General features: G+C 33.2%; 26 protein-coding genes. 5 read left to right on the forward strand and 21 right to left on the reverse strand.

Going from position 1 to position 22,437, the window contains the following annotated elements; all coding sequences use genetic code 11:
• Positions 1–31 precede the first annotated feature (31 nt).
• From lanKC to LCP48_RS21680, 15 genes are all read right to left on the reverse strand, one after another.
• On the reverse strand, positions 32–2,629 hold the full coding sequence (lanKC, locus tag LCP48_RS21610) for a class III lanthionine synthetase LanKC (protein WP_004231815.1): 2,598 nt from the start codon (positions 2,627–2,629) through the stop codon (positions 32–34).
• A 38-nt stretch (positions 2,630–2,667) separates the two neighbouring features.
• Entirely contained in the window at positions 2,668–2,823 is a 156-nt protein-coding gene (locus LCP48_RS21615; RefSeq protein WP_004231812.1) for a class III lanthipeptide, read from the reverse strand.
• A 386-nt stretch (positions 2,824–3,209) separates the two neighbouring features.
• Entirely contained in the window at positions 3,210–3,398 is a 189-nt protein-coding gene (locus LCP48_RS21620) for a thiocillin family RiPP (protein ID WP_004231811.1), read from the reverse strand.
• 17 nt (positions 3,399–3,415) lie between these two features.
• Positions 3,416–3,595 (reverse strand): thiocillin family RiPP, encoded by a 180-nt coding sequence (locus tag LCP48_RS21625; RefSeq protein WP_004231810.1) that lies wholly within the window; start codon positions 3,593–3,595, stop codon positions 3,416–3,418.
• 46 nt (positions 3,596–3,641) lie between these two features.
• Complete coding sequence (locus tag LCP48_RS21630; RefSeq protein ID WP_004231807.1) at positions 3,642–3,794, reverse strand: thiocillin family RiPP; 153 nt, start codon at positions 3,792–3,794, stop codon at positions 3,642–3,644.
• Positions 3,795–4,018: 224 nt separating this feature from the next.
• Positions 4,019–4,186, reverse strand: a complete 168-nt coding sequence (locus LCP48_RS21635; RefSeq protein WP_004231805.1) for a thiocillin family RiPP — start codon at positions 4,184–4,186, stop codon at positions 4,019–4,021.
• 32 nt (positions 4,187–4,218) lie between these two features.
• Positions 4,219–4,977 (reverse strand): ABC transporter permease, encoded by a 759-nt coding sequence (locus LCP48_RS21640; RefSeq protein ID WP_004231803.1) that lies wholly within the window; start codon positions 4,975–4,977, stop codon positions 4,219–4,221.
• The gene (locus tag LCP48_RS21645) at positions 4,974–5,690 is read right to left on the reverse strand and encodes an ATP-binding cassette domain-containing protein (protein ID WP_004231802.1); all 717 of its coding nucleotides are present in this window, start codon (positions 5,688–5,690) and stop codon (positions 4,974–4,976) included. The genes LCP48_RS21640 and LCP48_RS21645 overlap by 4 nt, the downstream gene beginning before the upstream one ends.
• A gap of 31 nt (positions 5,691–5,721) precedes the next feature.
• Complete coding sequence (locus LCP48_RS21650) at positions 5,722–6,351, reverse strand: hypothetical protein (RefSeq protein ID WP_004231800.1); 630 nt, start codon at positions 6,349–6,351, stop codon at positions 5,722–5,724.
• A complete protein-coding gene (locus LCP48_RS21655; protein ID WP_004231798.1) occupies positions 6,352–7,866 on the reverse strand; it encodes a nitroreductase family protein in 1,515 nt (504 codons plus the stop codon).
• Positions 7,847–8,440 carry a hypothetical protein gene (locus LCP48_RS21660; protein WP_004231796.1) on the reverse strand — a complete coding sequence of 198 codons (594 nt, stop codon included), beginning with the start codon at positions 8,438–8,440 and terminating at the stop codon, positions 7,847–7,849. Before LCP48_RS21660 ends, LCP48_RS21655 begins: the two co-directional genes overlap by 20 nt.
• Before the next feature lie 20 nt (positions 8,441–8,460).
• Complete coding sequence (locus LCP48_RS21665; protein WP_004231793.1) at positions 8,461–9,726, reverse strand: YcaO-like family protein; 1,266 nt, start codon at positions 9,724–9,726, stop codon at positions 8,461–8,463.
• Between the two features lie 15 nt (positions 9,727–9,741).
• Entirely contained in the window at positions 9,742–10,404 is a 663-nt protein-coding gene (locus LCP48_RS21670; protein ID WP_004231791.1) for a lantibiotic dehydratase C-terminal domain-containing protein, read from the reverse strand.
• Positions 10,404–12,527: a hypothetical protein gene (locus LCP48_RS21675; RefSeq protein WP_004231789.1), complete on the reverse strand. Its 2,124-nt coding sequence runs from the start codon at positions 12,525–12,527 to the stop codon at positions 10,404–10,406. Before LCP48_RS21675 ends, LCP48_RS21670 begins: the two co-directional genes overlap by 1 nt.
• A complete protein-coding gene (locus tag LCP48_RS21680; protein ID WP_004231786.1) occupies positions 12,524–13,438 on the reverse strand; it encodes a zinc metalloprotease in 915 nt (304 codons plus the stop codon). Before LCP48_RS21680 ends, LCP48_RS21675 begins: the two co-directional genes overlap by 4 nt.
• Positions 13,439–13,771: 333 nt before the next feature.
• On the opposite strand from LCP48_RS21680, the gene LCP48_RS21685 reads away from it, so the two are divergent.
• Together LCP48_RS21685 and LCP48_RS21690 are read left to right on the forward strand one after the other, a co-directional pair.
• Positions 13,772–14,854: a type III polyketide synthase gene (locus LCP48_RS21685; RefSeq protein ID WP_004231783.1), complete on the forward strand. Its 1,083-nt coding sequence runs from the start codon at positions 13,772–13,774 to the stop codon at positions 14,852–14,854.
• Between the two features lies 1 nt (position 14,855).
• The gene (locus LCP48_RS21690) at positions 14,856–15,398 is read left to right on the forward strand and encodes an isoprenylcysteine carboxyl methyltransferase family protein (protein ID WP_225340510.1); all 543 of its coding nucleotides are present in this window, start codon (positions 14,856–14,858) and stop codon (positions 15,396–15,398) included.
• A gap of 20 nt (positions 15,399–15,418) precedes the next feature.
• On the opposite strand, the gene LCP48_RS21695 is transcribed toward LCP48_RS21690, so the two are convergent.
• Positions 15,419–16,612: a GTP-binding protein gene (locus tag LCP48_RS21695; protein ID WP_066037980.1), complete on the reverse strand. Its 1,194-nt coding sequence runs from the start codon at positions 16,610–16,612 to the stop codon at positions 15,419–15,421.
• A gap of 169 nt (positions 16,613–16,781) precedes the next feature.
• Between LCP48_RS21695 and rpmG the strand changes: the two genes are divergently transcribed.
• Positions 16,782–16,931 (forward strand): 50S ribosomal protein L33, encoded by a 150-nt coding sequence (gene rpmG, locus LCP48_RS21700; RefSeq protein ID WP_004231780.1) that lies wholly within the window; start codon positions 16,782–16,784, stop codon positions 16,929–16,931.
• Between the two features lie 211 nt (positions 16,932–17,142).
• Here rpmG and LCP48_RS21705 read toward each other — a convergent pair whose 3' ends face one another.
• From LCP48_RS21705 to LCP48_RS21720, 4 genes are all read right to left on the reverse strand, one after another.
• Entirely contained in the window at positions 17,143–17,877 is a 735-nt protein-coding gene (locus tag LCP48_RS21705; RefSeq protein ID WP_225340511.1) for a hypothetical protein, read from the reverse strand.
• 11 nt (positions 17,878–17,888) lie between these two features.
• Positions 17,889–18,170 carry a hypothetical protein gene (locus tag LCP48_RS21710; RefSeq protein WP_009370621.1) on the reverse strand — a complete coding sequence of 94 codons (282 nt, stop codon included), beginning with the start codon at positions 18,168–18,170 and terminating at the stop codon, positions 17,889–17,891.
• On the reverse strand, positions 18,163–18,735 hold the full coding sequence (locus tag LCP48_RS21715) for a hypothetical protein (protein WP_216485477.1): 573 nt from the start codon (positions 18,733–18,735) through the stop codon (positions 18,163–18,165). The genes LCP48_RS21710 and LCP48_RS21715 overlap by 8 nt, the downstream gene beginning before the upstream one ends.
• Before the next feature lie 84 nt (positions 18,736–18,819).
• Positions 18,820–19,470, reverse strand: a complete 651-nt coding sequence (locus LCP48_RS21720) for a BMQ_0737 family morphogenetic spore coat protein (RefSeq protein WP_004231775.1) — start codon at positions 19,468–19,470, stop codon at positions 18,820–18,822.
• A gap of 235 nt (positions 19,471–19,705) precedes the next feature.
• Here LCP48_RS21720 and LCP48_RS21725 point away from each other — a divergent pair, with 235 nt between their 5' ends.
• Both LCP48_RS21725 and LCP48_RS21730 read left to right on the forward strand, forming a co-directional pair.
• Positions 19,706–20,893 carry a hypothetical protein gene (locus tag LCP48_RS21725; protein WP_009370619.1) on the forward strand — a complete coding sequence of 396 codons (1,188 nt, stop codon included), beginning with the start codon at positions 19,706–19,708 and terminating at the stop codon, positions 20,891–20,893.
• A 163-nt stretch (positions 20,894–21,056) separates the two neighbouring features.
• Positions 21,057–21,674 carry an exosporium glycoprotein BclB-related protein gene (locus LCP48_RS21730; RefSeq protein ID WP_004231772.1) on the forward strand — a complete coding sequence of 206 codons (618 nt, stop codon included), beginning with the start codon at positions 21,057–21,059 and terminating at the stop codon, positions 21,672–21,674.
• Between the two features lie 69 nt (positions 21,675–21,743).
• Here the strand turns inward: LCP48_RS21730 and LCP48_RS21735 are convergent, their stop codons facing one another.
• Positions 21,744–22,256 (reverse strand): YfiT family bacillithiol transferase, encoded by a 513-nt coding sequence (locus tag LCP48_RS21735; protein WP_004231770.1) that lies wholly within the window; start codon positions 22,254–22,256, stop codon positions 21,744–21,746.
• Positions 22,257–22,437: the final 181 nt, after the last annotated feature.

Genomic DNA, 22,437 nt, shown 5'->3' on the forward strand with positions numbered 1-22,437 from the left:
ATTGTAATATTTTTATAGCAAATGAATGATTTTAAAGAACAGCTATTCCATTAGTTGAATTTTGATAAGAAGAAAAAGTTTCTTTCAAATTAGGTAATGGTAGCCAAGAAAATCTATCTTCTTCAATTCCTGAAAGTGCCAATAACATCCCTGCTGCTCCAGAAAAAATGTCACCCGAAAGTTTATAGCAATAGTCCCCTGGCATAAAATATTTATCATTATCACTAAGTACATATAAATTTAAGGTATTTATTGCTTTATCTAAGAATTGTCCTCCCGTTTGAAGCTCGATATCAACTGCGTTGGCAGTTAGAATTATTCCGCCTAAGCCACGAAAAAGACCTGAACCGTAAAAGCATTTGGAACTAGCCACTTCCCCTATGCCTTTTAATTCAGTTTCCCATCTCTTGTCCTTTAGCAAATGTCTCAACTCTATCATGCTAAGACCTATGCCCGCGCTGCCTCCTGCAAGATACGGTATAAACCTTGTGTTTTCTTTATCGATAACTTGGTACGTTCCTGAATTATCCATAGTACATATACTTATATCTTTTTCTAAAGCTTGCAGAGAAAGTTCTAACCATACTTTTTCTTCAGTAGCTTTATATAAAGCACTATAAAATAGAGAAACACCGGACCATCCATCTACTAGCCCTAGTGGAATGGCATCAGCATCGTTAGAAGTTACCACTATATCTTTTTCAAGAAGGGAATGTAACTGAAGGCCTATTTTAATAGCACGATTAAGCATGTACTTAAAATCCGATATATAGGATGCAGATATAAATGCTAAGCCTATCCCAGCTAATCCCGTTCTTATTGAAATATCCTCATTATTTGATTCTATTTCTATTGAATCATAGATTGCTTTGGATCTTTCAATCATCCCTAAATCATAAAGTACTCCTGCTATTCCCGCTTTTCCTGAAAAAAGCCCCATATCAAGCTGATTAATAACTTCTTGCGAACTATATTTTATTGCCCAAGATTTTGCCTTTTCAGGTACATCGCCTGTGCGCATTAATGCCATGATTACACCAAAGCCACCTGTTAGTATATTAAAGATACCACCTAAACTTTCATACTGACGGATATCCCCCGATAATAGTTTGACATCACACCTCAAATCATTAATAATACCAGCTCTGATTGATGAGAGAATTTTGGGTATATCTGATCTATTAAAATATTTAGATGGCGCTGAGAGGAAACTTTTTTGTGGTATAACGCACCTTTTATTACATTCACTTTCAATTTCTTCAATCCATCTCATTGCCTTACTACCGAATTGATCAAAAATCCATTGATCATGTTTTTTTATGATGTCTACCGCTATATCTTGAACAGGCCCTATCGGTAGAAACAGATATCTTGCTATACGAAGTAAGGCAAACCAATCTGTCTGTTCCCGCGAAAGATTTGGAGCACCTACAAAACCAAGTCGCATTAAACCTGAAGGAATACTATCGTTTAAATGACTCGCTGCTTCAAAATCAATTAGTTTAATATCATTAGAAGCTGTTACCATTACATTAGCTGGCTGTAGATCGCCCATACCAACGTCTCTAGCATGGATAGATTGCAGAGCATCTTTTAATTGTTTTAGTATAGAACATGCATTGTCACAGTATTCACTTGAGTTTTGCTGTGCAGAGAATGGATAATTCGTTGCTATCCAAGTATCTAAGGATGTCCCACTAATATACTCTTCTTCTAAAAATACATGTTCCCACTCTTGGAATGTTTTATGGAATGAAACCACGGATTCTAATCCTAGGAGTTTTTTTAATATACTACCCTCATGATTTAAACGCTCGACCGCATCTCTTCCTTGACCATCTAAACCTGCATTTGGTCGCCCCTCTTTCAATACTACTTTTGTATTTGAAGGAATGTGATTTGCCACATAAACCCCACCACCATTACTGAAGTGCAAAGCAGATTCAATAATATAATTATCAAGCTCTGATACAGCAGTTTGTATTTCCCCATGCGCTTCTGACATTTTTTTAACAATTAGTGGCTCTTCTATAAAATCAGGAACCGTATAATATGGCGCTCTAGAATCGGGTATTAACTCACCAGAAAAATTTTGAATGGCTGGAATTTTTGATGCACCGTTAATTAAATACATCTCCTTGAATGCCCCATATCTAAAATAAACATTCCCATCTAACCATCTTTTATCGTTCAGTATGTATGGTCCGTTTGAAAAGTCTTTCAATAGATAATGTAATTTCTCTAAAAGGAAAGTAAACTGACTTTCGTTATTCGGATAGATCGTAATAAATTTACCTGACGAGGCTCTGTCACCATATTTAGAATTCTTTAATACTAATTCCCACACATTAGATACATGTTTAAACGGAACAGAATTCTCAAACAAAAAATCCGAAACAACTCTCAATATTTCTTTAGCTTCTTTTGGTATAGAACTTATATGTATCTTCCAACCCTGAATAGGCAAATCAGAGTCTGGCTTAGAATAATATGTCCAATGTTTGTCAGAATTTATAACCCAATTGAAGGGTACATTAGAAATTTTCAGAGCTGACTCTGTCGCCTTTTCAAGTGGAGGCTCATAATATTTTTCTTTAAGATTAATATACTGTACATAACGCATATCCATAATTATTACCTCCACTCTTTATTCGTTACAGATCCGATTTATTTGCTACAAGTAAATTGACTCATCATGCTTGGTGTACCGATACAAAGGAAATTACTTGTTGTTGAATAACCCATTACGCCATTCAACTTTTTATTATTGACATCCATTTTTTGCAATTCTAGTACATTTGATTTTTTTTTGTTATACGTCATTATTCTCACCACCTTTCAGACACTACAATAGGATTAGTATAAAAAACAATATTTTGTGTAATTTCACATTTTTATAACATCAATAACAACCATATATTTTCCATTTTTCGCTTTAGTAGTACGTTCTATTTGAATACCTTTTGTTGACATTCAATGTAACTCTTAAAACTTTAGAAAGAAACGGAATATTCAAACCCAAATTTGAATAATTCTAAACATAGAAAAAAAGGTTTTAAAATATGTAAATAAATATCGATAAGAATGGTATAGACAATTGCTTTAGAGAGTATAATGAACGGAAAGATGATATAATACTCATTAAATACATTACATATTTAATGAGTATTATGTATGAAGTTATTCTAATGAATTATATAATTTTAGATTTAGTCACCTGCGCTGGAGATACATGATCCTGTAGAAACAGAACTTGCACAACTTCCGACAGAAGCAAAAGATCCACCTGTTGCTAGACTACTAGTTGTTGTAAACCCAGCAAACTCTGACACGTCCATTTGCTCTTCGATATATAAAGTATCTTTTAGGTTTCTATTAAAATTTTGATTGTCATTCATAATATCCATCCTCTCTATCAACCGAATGATGAAGCAGTTGCTCCAGAGCTTGCAGTTGATGCACTACTACCAATTGTAGATGCTGAAGCAAATGTTGTTGCGGACCCCCATGTACCAGCAACTTCATTTAACTGCTGCTCTTGCTCTTCAATATATAAGCCCATTTCGTCTGCTTTATTTTTTTCGTGTTTTTCCATTTAAATACCTCCGTTTAATATTTTTCAGAAAATTCAAGTTCAAATTTCATCCAGCTGAAGAAGCAGTTGCTGCAGTTGCAGCTGGACAAGAAAAACTTGATGCACAACCCCATGTACCAGCAACTTCATTTAACTGCTGCTCTTGTTCTTCAATATAAAGGCTCATTTCTTCTACTTTATTTTCAGCGAATTCTTCCATTTAAATACTCTCCCAACATTTCATATTTAATCTTTCATCCAAAATAAAGAGATTACTGAATTTGAAAGATTAGAAAAAGATAGACAAGTTTAGGCTTGTTCTTGTAAATTCCTTGGTCCAGTTCTTATTTAATCATTACTCCTGCTCTTCATTTCAGGCTCCTATGCTCTACTCTAACTTTTTGATTCATCAAAATACTATTCATCTAATTCACAGATACAAGTTTATCCAGCTGTAGACACAGATGAAGTAGTATTTAATGAAGAACCTGGACAAGAACCACTCGAAACAGTACTTAATGTACCAAATGAAGCTGCTATTTCATTTAGTTCTTCTTGCTCTTCGATGTAAATCTTTGATTCTATTGATAAAAGATTGTTTCTCTCTTCCATCAGTATCACCTCCTTTCAGTGAATAAAACTCTTTACTTCAGATATCGAAAAGTCTTTTTTGAAATTATAAATAATAAAATAAATAAGGCTAAAAGAATGAGTAAATAATTTGTCAATTCCATCCATGGAGATTCAGCTAGTCCTAAAATATAATGCAATGTATCATTTAAAAATAGCATTGGGTTCCAAATTAAAAACTTATAATAATTTTGTGGGTCATTACCACTTAGTGATACAAATAAATCTGTCATGGTAACCGAAAATAGTAATATTAACATCAATGGTACTAACATACTTGTTGCGGTTTTGCCATTAGGGAATAACGATGACAACACATAATTAATTGGATATAATGCAATGAATGTAAAGTTAGAGATCAACAAAATTTTACCTATGTCTACCAATTCAAGTGTTGTAATTGTGCTGAACGCTAATAAAATAATTGTTAAAAATATATTTAATATAATTAAAATACCTAAACCTAAACCTATGAAATACTCATAAAACTTAATATTTGTTTTATCTAACCATTCAAAAACTCGCTCAGATCTCTTATCGGTTAAATAAACAGTACCCCCAGAAAATGCCACAGAGAAAATAGTGAATAATATACAGGTAGTAAGAAATTGACCACGAATCATTAAGTCAAGTGTCTCTGTACCGACTGAAGCTGCATTTTTTATAAATATAGATATAACAAAAAACATTATTGCAGGTAATAGAGTACCGATAAGTGCTCCAAAATTCCGAAGTGTTTCCTTTAAGTAAATTTTAGTAATCATCAAAGTCATTTATTTAACACCAGCCTTTTTCCAGTCACCGCATAGAATAAGTCCTCGATACCAAAATTATCGGTTGTTTTATATTTATTTAATAATTTCTCCAAGTGATCAGATTCCTTTATAACACCATCATCTAGTATCGAAACAGTATCAAATAATTCTTCATATTCATTTACTTCATGGCTAATAATTATTAAAATTTTTTCCTTTTCTCTTGCATAATAAGTCAAAAAAGAACGAAGATCTTTTTTCTTCTTCAGGTCTAAATCTGCAAATGGCTCATCCAAAATAATAATAGGTTTATTAAGTAGAAAAGTGATGAAGATGGAGACTGCTTTTTTCATACCACCAGAAGCATTTTTGATTAGAGTTTTCTCGAATTTTTTAAGGTCCAATAAATTAAAGAGATCTTGATTAAAATCGTATTGCTTTATTGTTTTTTTAAAGAGCTCTATAACCTCACTAATTTTCAGATATTGAAATGCTTCAAAATTTTGATATTGAATGGCGCAATCAACTATATTTTTTTTGTCAGTCTTTAAATAAACTTGACCAGAATCTATAGATAATTCACCTTCAATAATCTTTGTTAATGTAGTTTTTCCTGCCCCATTTTCCCCCAGTAATAAATGGCATCCCTTAGATGGAAAATTTAAATTCACACTTTTCAGTACAGTTCGATTATTAAAACTCTTACTAATGTTTTCTAGGATTAAATTCATTTATATTTAGCCCTCCCATGAAGAAATTTATCTACTGAATAGCAAAAGCAAAAAGTGGCAATTGTTTTATTTGTCTGCTTTGTTGAATTTCTTGTAGATATTCTATTAATGTTAATCCAGCGAATATAGTACCTTTTAATTCCATCTCTGAAGCCTTTAAACTTAACTGATGACCCAGTAAACCACTAATTGATAACATATAACGATAATCTATTAAACGATTAAAACTGTTAATATACTCTACATTCCATTCAAAGTAAAAGATTCCACTTGCTCGATGCATTTCTTTCTGTAAAAACAACGATTCTTCTACTGATGAAGCTGTTAACAAACATTTTTGTTCCCAATCTTCTAAATTTTTAAAATAGACACCTCGATCTAATGCAAATAATTTCGATTGATCTATAAAACAAACATGAACTAAATCCTGTAACTGAAAATGATTCAAACAGTCCATTACGTGATTGGCCAACATATTTAACTGAATTTTAGTTAACTGACGATCATTAACATTAAAAAAGCGATAAGATTTTCTTTTTGAAAGCGTCTCGAGAAAATTTTCTTTCTCAAAGGGAAATGGCCACTCATCATTACTAATTGTTGGCGATAAGATGGATTTACTAAAATTGTTTTTACTTTGAGCAACATATTTACCGTACATTTAAACCACCTCCACAACAAAATTAATTATTTCATTTGAACGTTCAATTCCTAAAAGATGGAGTATTGCTTTTTCATCAAAACGAGTGTGAACTTTTAATTGAACGTCGACAATTTTTGATAAGGACATTAGGTTAGACAATAAAATACCATTATTTAAATTTGCAATCTTAAAGCTAAAATCGTTATACTTTTCCGCAATAATGTCTGTATCATTCCCTAAGAGCAAATATCCTTGAACATTCTGATTGGTAGTACAATTTCTATCCAAAAGTTTTACGAAGTTTGTAACATCTAAAAGTTCATCATTCATTATTTGATAATAGGTATTATCGGTATTGTTATAGAAGTAAATACCCTTACCCATGAATGCCTTTTCGTTAATATTTACATAAAACAACAAATTCGAATTAATATTACCTCCTGTTGGAGTATAACGTTTATATTTGATTTCTAAATCTTTGTAACCGACTGTTTTTCGCATCAGTAAATCGATTTGAGAAGGGATCTCTACATCATCTAATTTTTTCCACAAAAAAGACGCTTGATTATATACAGTTAGTTTCAAATTTTTAGATTTATAATGAGTTAAATGTGAAGAAGCATTAACAAATTTACTCGCAGGAAACTGTATAAATTTTTCAAATGATACAATACTAGGGACATCGTGTTCATACAATTTATTTCTTAGTGCATAATATTTGAAGTTAATAAACTCTTTTTTATAAAACCCTTCAACTAGTGATGTATTATTTATTTTTCCGATTTCGCGTACAGTATTTAATGTTACACAATTTAAAAATTCTTTCTCATCCATTTCTTCAACACTTGGATTAATCTTTAAAGATTCTAAAATTCCGATATATTCATCCGGCATAATCCCTTTTTGAGAAAATAACGGACCAAATTGTTGTCCTTTATAATTTACATATAATACATCCATATATCCTAAAATGTTTTTAATAGAAGTTTCATTAAAATCATCAGTATAAATACATAAAGATCGCTTATTTGAAAGTGACACAGGGTTAAAGTCATTAGCAGTAAGAGTCATAATATTAAATGATTCGAAATTTTCTTTTAAAGCTTCTACTAATAAGGCATCCTTTCCAAGAATATAAATACAGCAATTATCTAGGTGGGTCTTAAAAGCTTTCAGACTACTAAAATTTTTGAATTTTGATATATATCTTAAATAGAATTTATCTGTTCTATTTAATAATTGATGGTCTTCCTTCTGCATTAAGCAACCCTTTATAAATAAAATTTCCAGCAACTGATCAACTTCTTCTTTTGAATAACGAGCTTTTATATACAATGCTTCTAAAGATATTCCTTCCTTTAATAAAGGAAGTAAATCACTGACAATTTCCTTTGCTCTAGTTCCATTTAATCGAAATGGACCATCCACACTTCCAATAACGGTTACAGCTTCCTCTATAATAATATTAATATTCGGTAATAATTGTGGTTCCTTTGGGAAATGAACCATGGGATCACTTATTAGTTGAGACATATCTTTTTCCTCCCTCTAAAGATGTTCTCATCTCTTCAATATTGACATCATAATTATCACAGTTAGGGCAATTTGTATAACCTGATATTTCTTTGAATATCATTTTATAGTAATCAAATGAGAAGTTTGCAATTTGATTATTTAAATTGGAGTTAATATAAGTAATAAGATAGTTACAGAAAATCGATATTTCCTCTGGTAAAAAATACAAGTCTGAGAATTCGTCTTCTAGAGATATTATTAGCTCATGCATTTTTGCTGGAAAATAGTACTCTTGCATTCTAGATAATGCACAATCTATGCATATTCTTTTAAACTCTTCCCCATTCTTAAATAAACCAGGTATCATAATCCTATCAATATCTACAAAAATCGGAATGGCATTTATAGCGTGACTATTTAAAAACTCCTTACATATATTAAGTTTTGGACCATCATAGATGACAAAAAAAAGGTCTTCACTATTATCCGTAACTTCTGAGTAGTCAATTTTCTTTACTGCAAACTTTCTATTTAATAGCTCTTTATAAATAGCATCCTGACTTTTCCCTATACCTGTAACAATATAATTCATAGAATTTCCTCCGTTTCTCCTTATGAAAATGGTAAAGGTTCCTCATTAATAAGTTCTTCATCATAATATCCAAACATTTGAGTGGCAAATGACTCTAAACGTTGACTTTTTAAATATCGTGCTGAATGAACAAATGAAATAGGTTGTAATGATGGTATTGTCACTTTCACTGCACATAAACCCTGTTCTCTGCATTCACGTGATGTTAAATCTGTCACATAAACCTTATGTCCCTGTTCTTTTAAACAATCAATTAAATAATGAAGTTCTTCTAGATTAGAATTAAAAATTGGTTTTTCAGTTGGGAATGGGACTATCCCATTTCCTTCTAAAAACGAGAACTTATTGGCCATCGTTTCATGCGCCATAAATAATGCTCCCTCATCTACTGAGTAAAATAAATCATATGGACGACTTAGAAGTTCTTTTTGCTTTGGAATTCTACTTACAAGGCTAAACATTACAGAAATAAGTTCTTTTTTTATTTTGTGTATGGCTTTTTTCGGGCATGCATTTGTCGAAAACATAAGTACATTTTTTAACTCTTGAGAGTGATTTGTTTCAGCTCGAAGACAAAACGTATGTATACCATCAACGGTTGATGCTTCATATAGTGTTGTTTTTCCTAAAAAAGGATGAGTAAATATATTTAGATCCTCTAGGTAACTTTCTTCACTTACTTCTTTTAATGGACGCTTTAATAGCCAAGTAAGTGCTATCCCATCCCTTTCTATTACTTCATAAATCCCATTAATTACGGCATCAATATAATTTTGGTGAATAGCACAACCAGTAGATATTGAATGCGAAATATTTTCCCCTTCATAATCAAACTGTGTAAATAAATTAATATATATTTGAGGAATGTAACAAATCTTATCTTCTGTAATATTAAGCGATTCACACCATCTAAGTTTTTGATTACTATTTGATGGTTTTAAATGGCTGTTTGTTTCTCTTTCACTAATCTGAGGAAAATCAGTAAGTGGTACAGCTAAGTTTTTTAAATTTCCTTCAGTTGCTACTATTGTTCGCTTTGTAGGAATACTGTTTGCTAAACGTTCGTATGCTTCCATTGTTGCTAAAAACATAGCTTGTTCAGGAGTATCTCCTGTCCCTGCACCAGAAAGATTTGCTACCGAGTCATGCACTTTCTTTCCTGCATTTACAGTTCGATAATGGTTTATATCAGCAATATATGCAATGCCAATATTCGTTTTTTGTACACCACGAGGGGGCACTACATTACGTTTAGAAATAATGAACTTATCAAAGTTGTGATTCATAATAATACTCCTCTCCTATTTCTGTGGACTAATTGTGTGTTGCTCTAAATAATTAGATAGAATGACAAGCTCATCCATAATACTGAATCCAAATTTATTCAAAGTCATATGTAAAAATTTAAAACAAATTTCTTTGTTTAAATGCTGTTCCTCTAATGGGTATAAAATTGAAATTACATTAGTAAATGGGGGGCTCTCAAGACTTCTACTTAACTGTTGCCGTAAATTTTCTTGCTGAGTTTTATTTTGAAAACGAGCATATCCTTGCCAATAAGACATATAAAATTGAATAAAATTAATGTTATTACATCTGAAATGTTCTAAGAGCATTTTTATAATATCTTCTATATAGGAATGTGGCGGAATATCCCGATAACTAACTAGAAATTTAGTTAACTCAACTGAGTATTCCTCATAGATTGGTAGTGAATCCATAAATAACGTGTATTCAGGATCATAAACCTTTTTTAGAATACGGATATTCCCAAAATATTCGTTGATTTTTAGCTCTATATTTTGTTGCTCAACACTTTGGACACGTAATCGAAAATGAAAACCTATTGGGTCTACATATTGGACAAAGAAAAACTTACTATTATAATATTCATTTTGTAGGTTATCTAAAATTTGTAAAAACATTTTACGGTTACTTGTGTAAATATGGTAACTTCTCCACATTAACATTCCCCCTCCGTTGTTAATATACAAAATTCCTCTACATAATCTCCATTGAGCCTAGGCTTTACTTCTTCTATTTCAATATAGCGTTCATTCAACAATAAATGCTTTAGAACTTTTATAGACTCGACTGAATATAATGAAATCCATATGGGTTTTCTAGAAGTAAAATTAATCATTTTTTTCTTTACAAAAAATTCGAATGGTAAATTATTAGTTTTAAAATAGTCGGTGATCGTGTAGTAAAATTGAGTATCAGATAAATCATCTGAATCACTAATAGTTTGCCAATTCAGTTGAGAGACTTTTCTTGTATCCAAGTTGTTTAGCCTATTAATATCCACCGTCCAAGGATGAATTAAATTCAAAAAATCCCCTTTTATACCTGAGAATAAATGGAAGGGAACTGTCCCAACATATATTAATTGAATAGGTTTACCACCTAGCGAAAATGTAATATCATCGTTTGAGATATGCATTTTTACTTTTAAAAGGTCTTTTGGCCATACTAATTTTGGGAAAATTGATTTACCTACATCAATATGATTTGAGATTTCTTCATCAATAACTAATTCATAAATAGGATATGGAGACGTAAATAGATTCTCATAGTATGTTTTTAATTTATTTTTAATATTTTCATTAAATAAATCACCATAACGATGATATACTGTACCACTTCCAATATTAACGTTATTTAAAACCAGGGATCCATCTTTCTCACTTTGTAAGTAAAGGAATGCACTTTTTTTTATAGAGGGTTTGAATCTAATTTTAGGTAAGGGTGTTTCATTTTTCTGAAATTTCAATTTTTCATGAACATCAACAAGTACAGATAAAACCGATTGCCCTTCATATATGTTTTTGTTCATAATTATTGTTTGATGCAGCCTGTAAGTATAATGATTAACAACGATACACTTCTTAAATATATCTCGAATAAATTCACCTTGAATTTCAGGTGTATTAAAATGATCAAAAGCTACATAGTCATGGTAAAATAAGGGGACGTTATTTAATTTTTCTTCATAGGTTTCACCTAAATATAGATTATTAAATTTCTCTAAGTAACCAGTTAATAGTTTTTTAACTGAATTATTCTTTATGTCACTAATTGACTTTGGGTAGAATAATTGATGTTCTTCATCAAGAAAAATTCTTCTTAAAAGATCATCAAAATTTTTGTTACAACTAAAATAAAAATTAAAATTAGGTATAACCAGGCCATTGTTTATTAACATTTCATACGTTATTTCTTCACAGTTACTAACTTCCCTCTTAACTTCTGCTGGGGTTTCACAATGCTGTATTTTTGATAAAAAATCCACGACTTCTTTTTGGTGTAATATATCATCTTGTTTAAGTATCCAATCTACACCTTTTAATAAATAGTTCTTTTCAAAATAGACAGCATCCATTCCATTACATTTTTTGAATTTAGGGCTTACTTTAATTTGTAATAAATGATCTAAACTTTTATTATGAAGAGAAGCCATTAAAATTAAAGATTTTACTACATTATTTAATTTAATTTGTTCAGTAATTTTAGTTTCATCACTTAAATATATAGTTTTTCCTAAATAGCTAAGTGGGCTAGTTTTTACAGTGGCACGCTGAATAAAACGATATCGAGCTCTGTTTACTGAGTCTTTTGTAATTTCTGGATTAAAAAGTTGTTCATATGCTTCAAAAGCTGTAATTGACAGGGCTTGTTGAAATTCAGAATGAGTTAAAAATGATTCGTAACGATTTACTTTTCTTAAAAATGCATCTTCGACTTGCTTTTCAATCGACTTAATCAACTCAAATGTTTCATTATAGATTCTTGAATGCTCTTTAATTTGTTTATCATCTATTTCATCTAAAATCGCTTCACGAATAATGCGTTCTTTTTTTAGAGTTTTTTTTATATTTAAATACGATTTCATCTCTTTCAAATTCTTATTTATGTAAAGTATTTCTGTTTTTTCATTCAACATCTTTAACAATTGTTTTTTAATCTTTTCAAGATTTTCTTTATAATTATTCCAATTCGAATACATCTTCAATGGTTCATCTTTTAAATCATCTAAGCGTTCTGTTTTAAACAAAGTCTTTCTTTTCATACAAATTGTATCCTTCATCCATTAACACCTCGTATAATCCAATATGTAATATTTAATCCTGTTGTCACTAAAAATAGAATAAACATTCCATAAAACAAAATTCCATAAATTAAATAATAGAGATGAATCTTTTTATGGAAAGCTGAGCGTCTTGTAAAAAAATGATTAGTAAAATTAATTGACTGGACACGAAAATCGGGTTTTTTAATCAATGAGAAAAATCCAATATAAAAATCTGTCGGAAATAGGATATTGTAATTAAATACACCCATAATGATTTGGAGTGTAAGAACTATACTCCATATGAGATCGCCTGTTACAATAAACATACTGCTATAAATAATTATTAAAAAAGAATCAGCGACATTCCCAGCAAAAGCAATATTTGCTCTTTTTAAATTATTCCCTGTAGGAACTATTTTGACATAAAATATAGGGATAAAATAATACTTAAGCTTAAATGAGATTGTAAAAACTTCAATATTTTGTAACCTAGCGCTTAATACATGGGCCATTTCATGAACTGAAATAATACCCATTAAAAATATAAGCATTGATTTTATAAAAACAAAGCCATCTACATTAAAGTTTGCTATTCCGTTTATCTCCATCATTGGCCAAGAATTCCAAATTGATAAAGTAGCACCGAGTATTCCAAACAACATTAACAATATACTAATAGTAAATAGTGTTTTTTCACTTATAGGATTTGAAAACTTAATTATTCTATTAATAAAATGAGGCTTCTTATAAATAGCTTCATTGTCGTATAAGCCAAGTGCTGCTAGAGATTCTATACGATTTTCTGTTAAACTTTCTACGGTATTATTATTTAAATGAATATAGTAACCTTTACACGCTTCTCGATCACTTAAAAAAATCTTATTTGCTTCACAAGATTCAATACTAAAGTTTGGATTAATCTTCAATTAACAACCCTCTCCTTCTTCCTCTTATACTTACTGAAATCTACTAAATTTTAATTTATTTAACTGCAAGGAAATCATATGTATAGATAATTTCCTTTAATGACTATATAACAAAATATAACATCCTTACTCTAATTCGGCACCGAAGCTACTCCGCACAAAAACCACATACTTTAATTTGAGGTTTCCACAATTCTTACACCATTTACTTAAAATTCAGACATTTCAACACTTAGTGGATACTATATAATTAATATCAAAATTACGTTAGCATTTATTCCAATCATCCACGCATACAATGAACAAAACCATTAAATGCGAGGAGATGTTGGATTGCCTAAAATTATTTCAATTAGCACATATCAACCACCTTACACATTACAGCAAGATAACGCAGAGGAACTAACGAAAGAGCTCTTTTATGCAAAAATTCCAAAACTAGAGCGCTACTTAAAGGTTTTTGAAAATGGTGGCATCGACACACGCCATTTTTGTGTGCCAGCTGAATGGCATCGTACGAATCACTCCTTTGAAGAACGTAATAATTTATATATCGAGTTAGCTACACAATACAGTGTAAGTGTCATTCAAGCATGTTTAGCTAATACAGCTTTTTTATCCTCATCTATTCCAACTGAGGACATCGATGCCATCATTTTTGTTAGCAGTACAGGAATTTCAACACCTAGCATTGACGCACGTGTTATGAACAAGCTTCCCTTTTCAGATCGACTTAAGCGCATTCCTCTATGGGGTCTTGGTTGTGCAGGAGGAGCCGCTGGTGTAAGCAGAGCCTATGATTTTTGTAAAGCCCATCCACATGCAAAGGTGCTTGTCGTTTGTGTCGAGTTATGTAGCCTCACTTTTCAGCCAAATGATTTTTCTAAAAGTAATTTAATTGGTGCTTCCCTTTTTGCCGATGGTGCAGCATGTATACTTGTTTGTGGGGATGAAGTAGCTATCGCAGCAAAAAGGCCAACCCCTAATATTCTAGCTACAGGTTCTAAATGGATGCCAGATTCGGAAAATGTAATGGGTTGGGATGTGAAAAACAACGGGCTTCATGTCATTTTCCAAAAAAGCATTCCTTCTATTATTACCAATTGGCTCGGACCTTTCATCGAGCAATTTTTAATGGATCAAGAACTGTATAGCGAACAATTGACTCATTTCATTGCGCATCCTGGAGGAAAAAAGGTATTAAAGGCTTATGAAGATACACTTTATTTATCTCCCCAAAAAACCGACATTTCTCGGGAAATATTGCGGCAACATGGCAATATGTCATCACCAACAGTGTTATACGTATTAGAGCAATTTATGTTACATGAAGGACAAGTGGAGGATACAGGCTTGCTCGTAGCTCTTGGCCCTGGTTTTTGTGCAGAAGCTGTATTATTAAACTGGAGGGAGTAACATGATCTTCTATTTTATTTTTACCCTTGTCGTTCTACAAAGATTGACAGAGGTTTTCATTGCTAGGCGCAATGAAAAATGGATGCTTTCACAAGGAGCCTATGAAGTAGGTGCTTCACACTACCCCTATATGGTAGCCATGCATATTAGCTTTTTTCTGTTTTTAATAGTGGAAATCGTCACAAACAACAATGGTATCTCGCCCTTATTTCCGTTATTTTTTATAATATTTTTAGCAGTGCAGGCTTTACGGATCTGGTGTATTCGCTCTTTAGGCACTTTTTGGAATACAAAAATCCTCATTTTACCTGACGCACAAGTTGTTCGTAAAGGGCCATATGAATATATGCGCCACCCCAATTATGCGGTAGTTTGTTTAGAAATCCTTTTGCTACCACTCATGTTTCAGGCTTACTTTACAGCATTTTGTTTTACATTACTCAATATTACAATGCTTTCTGTCCGAATACCTATAGAAGAAAAAGCATTACGAGATGCTACTAATTATAATCGTGTATTTCAAAAGAAGATTTCGGAGTCTTAGCCGAAATCTTCTTTTCTTCTTTATTGCCATTCCCAGTTAAAGGGATCTTGTAGACTTTCCCAAGGGTTCTGAAACTCTTCATTTGTTAACAAACAGTTGTCCAACTGTTTAGTGATGTCTTCTCGGTCTAGATCAATGCCAATAATAACAAGTTGTGTCATTCGATCTCCGAACTCTTCATCCCAATCTTCCAATACTTCAGGGCTTTGCTGGAATACATCCTGCTGCTGGGCTTGAGAAAGAGCTGCTACCCAATAAGAGACTGGTTCAATTTTTGCAGATGACCCCGCTTGCGATAATAATAGCGCAACTTCCTGATGTCTTGCACTCCAAATAATACCCTTCGCTCGTACTATTGAATCTGGCATGTGATCACACCACTCAACAAAGCGCATCGGATGAAACGGTCTTTTGCGTTTATAGGTAAAGGAAGAGATCCCGTACTCCTCAGTCTCTGGTGTATGGTTTTCATGACCAAGCTCCAACTCCTTTAACCAACCAGCCGATTCAGAGACACGTTCAAAGTCAAAGCGCCCCGTATTTAAAATTTCAACTGGATCAATAACACCATTTGTTGTACGTATAAGTTTTGCCTCAGGCTGTAATGCACGTAAAATACGTTCTAATCGCTCAAGCTCCTCTGCGGATACTAAATCGCACTTATTTAAAATAAGGACATCACAAAATTCAATTTGATCAATAAGAAGGTCTGCAACATCACGCTCATCTAATTCACCAACAGCTTCCTTCCGCTCCAATAAGCTTTCCCCAGACTGAAAATCATGCCAAAAACGATGGGCATCTACGACAGTAACCATTGTATCTAATCGACAAAACTTCGTTAAATCAATGCCAAGCTCCTCGTCTAAATAACTAAATGTTTGTGCAACTGGAATCGGCTCACTAATCCCTGTCGATTCAATCAAAATGTAATCAATATTGCCTAGCTTCGAAAGACGTTCCACCTCCTGCAATAGATCCTCTCGTAATGTACAGCAAATACAACCATTCGATAGCTCCACAAATTTCTCTTCTGTACGTGATATACCGCTACCATTTGCGATAAGCTCCGCATCAATATTAATTTCACTCATATCATTCACAATAACAGCGACACGTAAATCCTTTTTGTTTTGCAATACATGATTCATCATTGTTGTCTTACCAGAACCTAAATATCCACTCAATACTGTAACAGGAATTTTCTTTGTCATTCTTACAACTCCTCAAATCGTAATCATTACTATTTACAATTTGTAATTAAATCATATTACTTTGGAAAATGCAAAGCTTTTTATTACTAGTGAAATTAAACTTGACAATATCCAGTGAGAAATATATTGTTTAAATCGTAATAATTACTATTTAAAAGGAGGTCCTTCAATGCGTGTACAAGTAACACTAGCCTGTACTGAAACAGGTGATAAAAACTATATTACTACTAAAAATAAACGCAATAATCCCGAAAGATTGGAGCTTAAAAAGTACTCCCCTCGCCTGAAGCGTGTAACCCTGCATAGAGAAACAAAATAATATTGGAATGGGGGGCATGATGAGATCCTCATGAGCGGGTCTGACCTGTTTTAGAGCGGTGTCTTCTACTTTGTGAGCGGGGTTAACCTGCTTTGGAGCGCCTTCCTCTTCTTTGTGAGCGGTTGAACCTTCTTAAAAGCTTTTTATGCAAATCAAAAAAATGACTGTTTCAAAGGCATACTTTTGAAACAGTCATGATGAAATTTTATAGCTAAAGCTGCTCACTATTGATTTCTAACGCTAGTTCATTCAATTTCTCATCTAATTCATCGAGCATGCGTAATCTAAAATCTATTTGTTCATCAATATTAACTCCTTGTTTCATTGATGTGCTACCATCCTTAGATTGTTTCTTTAATGCAACTATTTCATTGGATAATCTCTCAATATCTAGATTTTTCGTCTCTAACTCACTTAGTAAATGTCGATGAAGGCTGTCCGATTCTACTTTCTCTCTATGGTATTTTTCTAGTGTCTCTAAAATATTCTCCATTTGTTTACTTGCTATGGTTGTATAGTCACTTAACTTTTTATCTATGCCTTCCACAATAGACCTTTCATTTGAATCGATCGAAGTCTCCTTTGATGCTTGAAATTTGTCCATCAATGACTTATTTTCAACCCGCAATTCTGCCAATTCCTTTAATAATGCCTCAATGGATGCAATTTGCTTTTTTCTTTGCGCTTCTCTCTTCTGAATTTCTTCATCGTAAGCTTGCAATTCTTTATCAAAGTCTCTTTTCAACTTTAGGAGCTCCATCGAAAGATCTTTTTTATGCCTTGTTAATTGAACATTTTCTCTTTCAAGTCGAAGAACCAAAGCATAATAATCACTATCTCTAAGTCTTTTTACTTCATTTTTGTACTTGGCTAACTCGGCCCTTAAAAAAATAATCATTTGTTGGAGCTGTATTGGATCATTGTTTTTCACAATATCATTGTCCATCATCACACCCCCTAGCCTGAATATCTTTTTAGTAAATTGACCACCTCTTCAAGCTGCTCTCTATTTTCCTCTAGTAAATCATCCAGCTGCTTCATCCATTTTTCTTCTGACTTTGAATTCTCTAATTGATCAACATGACTATTTTCGCCTGAAACAAGATAGGCAATTAATAGCTGTAATGTACTTTTTTCGAGGAAGGCAAAGCTATTGTCTTGTTCATTACGACGACTTAGCTGTTCCTTCACTAATTGTTGAATTACACTACCAAACTCTTGTTTTTCGTTGTCACCCATTGTCTTCCTCCTGTGATTGGCCTATTCCATTTAGATTAATTGGATTTAAAACAACAACACCTTCTGTGAGCTGATCGCAATATGTAAAACCCATAATCGTGCCTGAATATGATAAATTATGGGACCATTTTATTTGAAAATTGGTAAATGAAATGGTTTCATTCGGTTCGATTGTTAATTTACCAACTGGTCTCAGCCAATACTCCTCTTTGCTTGATTTGTCATTAAAACGCTCCCACTGACTCTGCCCCTGTGTTTTAAAATTCGGAGTGAAATTTTCATGAACATATCTCCCTGAAAAGTAAAACGGTGACTCCTTGGGTATTGTTATACACAAAGATGGGTTCGTGACGGCTACACTACCAATATTACGAATATGATAGGAGCCTAAACATAAACTCTCTTGCTCAGGATCATAAGAAATATTAAGTGCAGTTGTAAAATAACTAATGAGGTTAATCCTATTCGGAATTGCTAATTCCTCAACCAACCTTTTAATATCATGAACATAGGCATTTGTTTGTTCTTTTAGTGCCTGTATCTTGTCTTCAATACGATCTGCCACTTTAAACCTCCTTGTTATTTCCATTAAAAAAAGAGAGGATTACCCTCTCTTCATAGTATGACTTTCTTCTTTTTGTTATCACAATTAACCAACAGTTGGGAAAATAACTGGGCATTGTTGTGGACGAACCGCAGTTGGACATGAGAATGGTAAGTCTGCTCTTGGTTCGCAGAAAGTTGCTAAAAATTCCACAGTAACCGGGAATGTAGATTGAATACTTTGACAAACAGCAACAGTAATTGTCAACGCAGAGAACGTGATTGTACCTGCTGCAGCACCTGTTCCAACACTAAGTGTTCCAGTTGTACAAACGAAGCAATCTAAATCTGTGTATAAAATTTCAACGTCTGTTCCCTTAGGTGCACATAATGTCACTTGCTCACAGCGAGAAACTGGAATATTATTGCTTGTGAAAACAGTACCATTAGGTAAAGTAACGACAATTGTTAGAATGAAGTTCTTTTGAACATTTAGATGTTGCAGACAAACAGTTGATCCATCAATAGAGAATTGGCGATTCTCACGGTTCAGAATCACAATTGGATTTGTAGTTGCTGGAATTACTCGACAAGTAACAATAGCACCTGTTAAGTCAGTAGTTGCTGTAACACCTGGGAATGTAATTGGTCCAGTAGGTGAAATATCAAACGACATTTCTTTTACAATCCAGTCGTATACCTTATCAACATTTATACAGATTAGTTCCTGCGCCTGGGATGGCATATGCTCTTGCATCCTTTTGACACCTCCATAAAATTTTTATCTTTCGTTTGTAGCATATGTTTTTCAGCTATAAGTGCATGGGCTAACAAATAGTTACATTGGATATTTATTAAAATCAATCAAGATTCGTTTTCATACACTTCCATCATTAACGATAGGAATCAAAATGTTGAAAGAACCGTTATATTTGTAACAGAAAGTCAATATTTTTAATAAACTAATAATGGACTGAAAGGGGTGAACTACAATGGAAGAGTCAAAATTGTATACCACTCAAGAAATTGAAAATTTAAAGCAAAAAATTGAATCTTATAGAGAATCGTTAACCTCGTTAAAAATGGGGGAGTCAATTGAAGATTTCCTTTATATGAAGCAGGAGTTTGATGGACTAAAAACACAGATGGCCCTTTTAGAAGGGATTACCGAGACATTGGATACTAAACAAAATTCATATATAAAAGGATACGACGATCAAATTAAGGTTCTTTCAACACAGCTTGAGTCTTTGAATCAAACCATTGAAGGAATGAACCAAGAGATTTTATCAATTTTAAATAGATTATTGCCAGTTAAAGGAAATGATACAAAAACCGTACCTCCCTCCATTGACATGCCTGCTCAAGCTTATTCTAATCTTTTACCTAGACAACCTAGAATGACACAGACAGCAGATCAAACTACAATTACATCAGCACAACCTTCTTATAGACTACTACAAAGTGTGGCAGGTAAAGCCAAAAACCACCAACCAAATGTAAATATCGGGAGTCCCTCTCCTCAGAATGGTCTACTGGAAACTAAACCTGAAGAACGGCATTTTAATCAGCAATATTTCCAATCAATCAATACGCACCCTAGCCAAATATACAATGGTTTATACAGAAACACGACAGTTGAATCCACCTTCCATTTTAAAAATGCCATGGATGCAAAGGAAGTTCCAGTAAGTGTTTATGATCCATCTGTCGTAAAGCCTGCTTCAAGTGAAGAAAACATCGAGAATGATACTTTACAATCTTCTATAGTTAATGAATCAGATAGCACTAAAACTGAAACATTAAATAATCCTATGGAGGTTGTGAAAATTGAGAATGAACATAACAATCTTGAGAATCCCATTGTAACGAATGACTCGATAGAACGAGTTATCTTGGAGCAACCTAGCGAGCCTGTTAGTCAAAACATTGAAGCAATAGCTAGTGAGCCTCTCAACCAATTCATTGCGGAAACAGTAGCAGAACCTGCAGCTATAGATCACTCTCCTTCATTGGAAACAGAAGAATATGTTGAAGTGTATCATGCTGATGCAACCTATGAGGTTCATCCGTCCTTTGAAGAAGAGATCATGCAACTTGAACCTGTAAACAAGCCGATTGAGGAAGAACATAAAAAGGGAAAAAACTCATTTTTCGATTTCTTTAAAAGATGGAGTTAACATTATCTTAAACATCCACTATGTCAAAACATACATAGTGGATGTATTTATGTGTCAAATAAAAGCTGTCGTTAAGAAATCATTGAATTTATAGGTGAAATAGATAATTGCCCTTAACCCCTAATCTGAAATGAATAGAATAATGAAGAAAGGGGGTGTAAAAATGTGTTTGAATAACTCAATGTGTGGCTGTTCAGGTAACGGTCATGGTAACGGGGAGTGTACTGCACTGGGACCTTTTGTTGCAATTGACGCTGCATGTATTACTCCACCAGTAGCTACTGGTTCTATTATCCCATTCTCATCAGGAATAACTCCTGTTGCTTTAGTGTCTCTTGCTACTGGTTTAGTTGGTACTGTAAGTCTTGTTGGATTTGGTACATCTGTTCCAGGGGTTGCTCTTGCTGGCGTTAATATCGATTTAACATCTAGTCTTGCTACAGAAGCATTTACTGTTCCACGTCCAGGTACAATTACATCTATTTCTGCTACAATCTCAGCAACTGCTGCTTTAACTCTAACTGGAACAGCGACTGTCAGAGCACAAATTTACCGTGCAGTTTCAGGAAGCAACGTTTTCAGCCCAACTGGAGCATTTGTTGATTTAGCACCAGCTTTACCATTATTAGCATTAGCTGTAGGTACGATTGCAAGTGGTAGTGCAAACGTTTCAGTACCTGTAAGTACCGGTGATCGTTTACTAATGGTATTCTCTATGACTACTACAGGAGTAGCTGCTACACTTGCTGGTAACGCAAGTGCTGGTATTACTATCGTATAAAATAAAAAATGAAAACAAGTGATTTCCTTATTAGCAGAAATCACTTGTTTTTTCATAAAACATCCATATTTATTTAACCAAAGCATTCTGAATATGTGCCAAATGATGCTTACCATGCCATGCATAAAGGCCAATTGCATGCTCAAGAGTCGTTAGGCCTGAATCAGGATGATTAAAGGCTCTTTGTAATTGTTCATCCGATAAGCTTGACAGTAAATAAACCCAACGTTCATGTAAGCTTTCAATTAAATTAAATGAAATTGCTACTGGCATTTCAGAATCTGGTAGCTGTGCCCATTCTGCCTCATTGTATGGCTTAATGGTTGGTACATCCTCTGTTAACGCTAGCTTAAAACGGATATAGCTATTCATATGACTATCAGCAATATGATGGACTAGCTGTGTCACGGTCCAGCCATTTTCACGGTAAGATTTTGCTAAGTCTTGCTCGCTTGCACCACTTAATGCCTCTGCAAGTTGTTTTGGTAACAAACGGATTTCATTAATCCACTCTAGTACCTGTTGTGAATTCATTTCTTTGGGAAATTGGAATTGTCCAATAGGATAACGTAAATCTCTCATATTGCTGACCTCCATTTTACTTTTTATATTACCAATTTAATATTTTTCTTGCTACAACCATGCACTGTAATTATCTATGTTCAATAGCTTTTCGTATTTACATATACTTTCTGAATGGCGTCTTCAGCATCTTGTGCATTTCAGAAATATGAAAGCAATACACAATGTAAGCTTACAAATG

This window comes from Lysinibacillus capsici, from assembly GCF_020217405.1.
Lineage (GTDB): Bacteria > Bacillota > Bacilli > Bacillales_A > Planococcaceae > Lysinibacillus > Lysinibacillus capsici.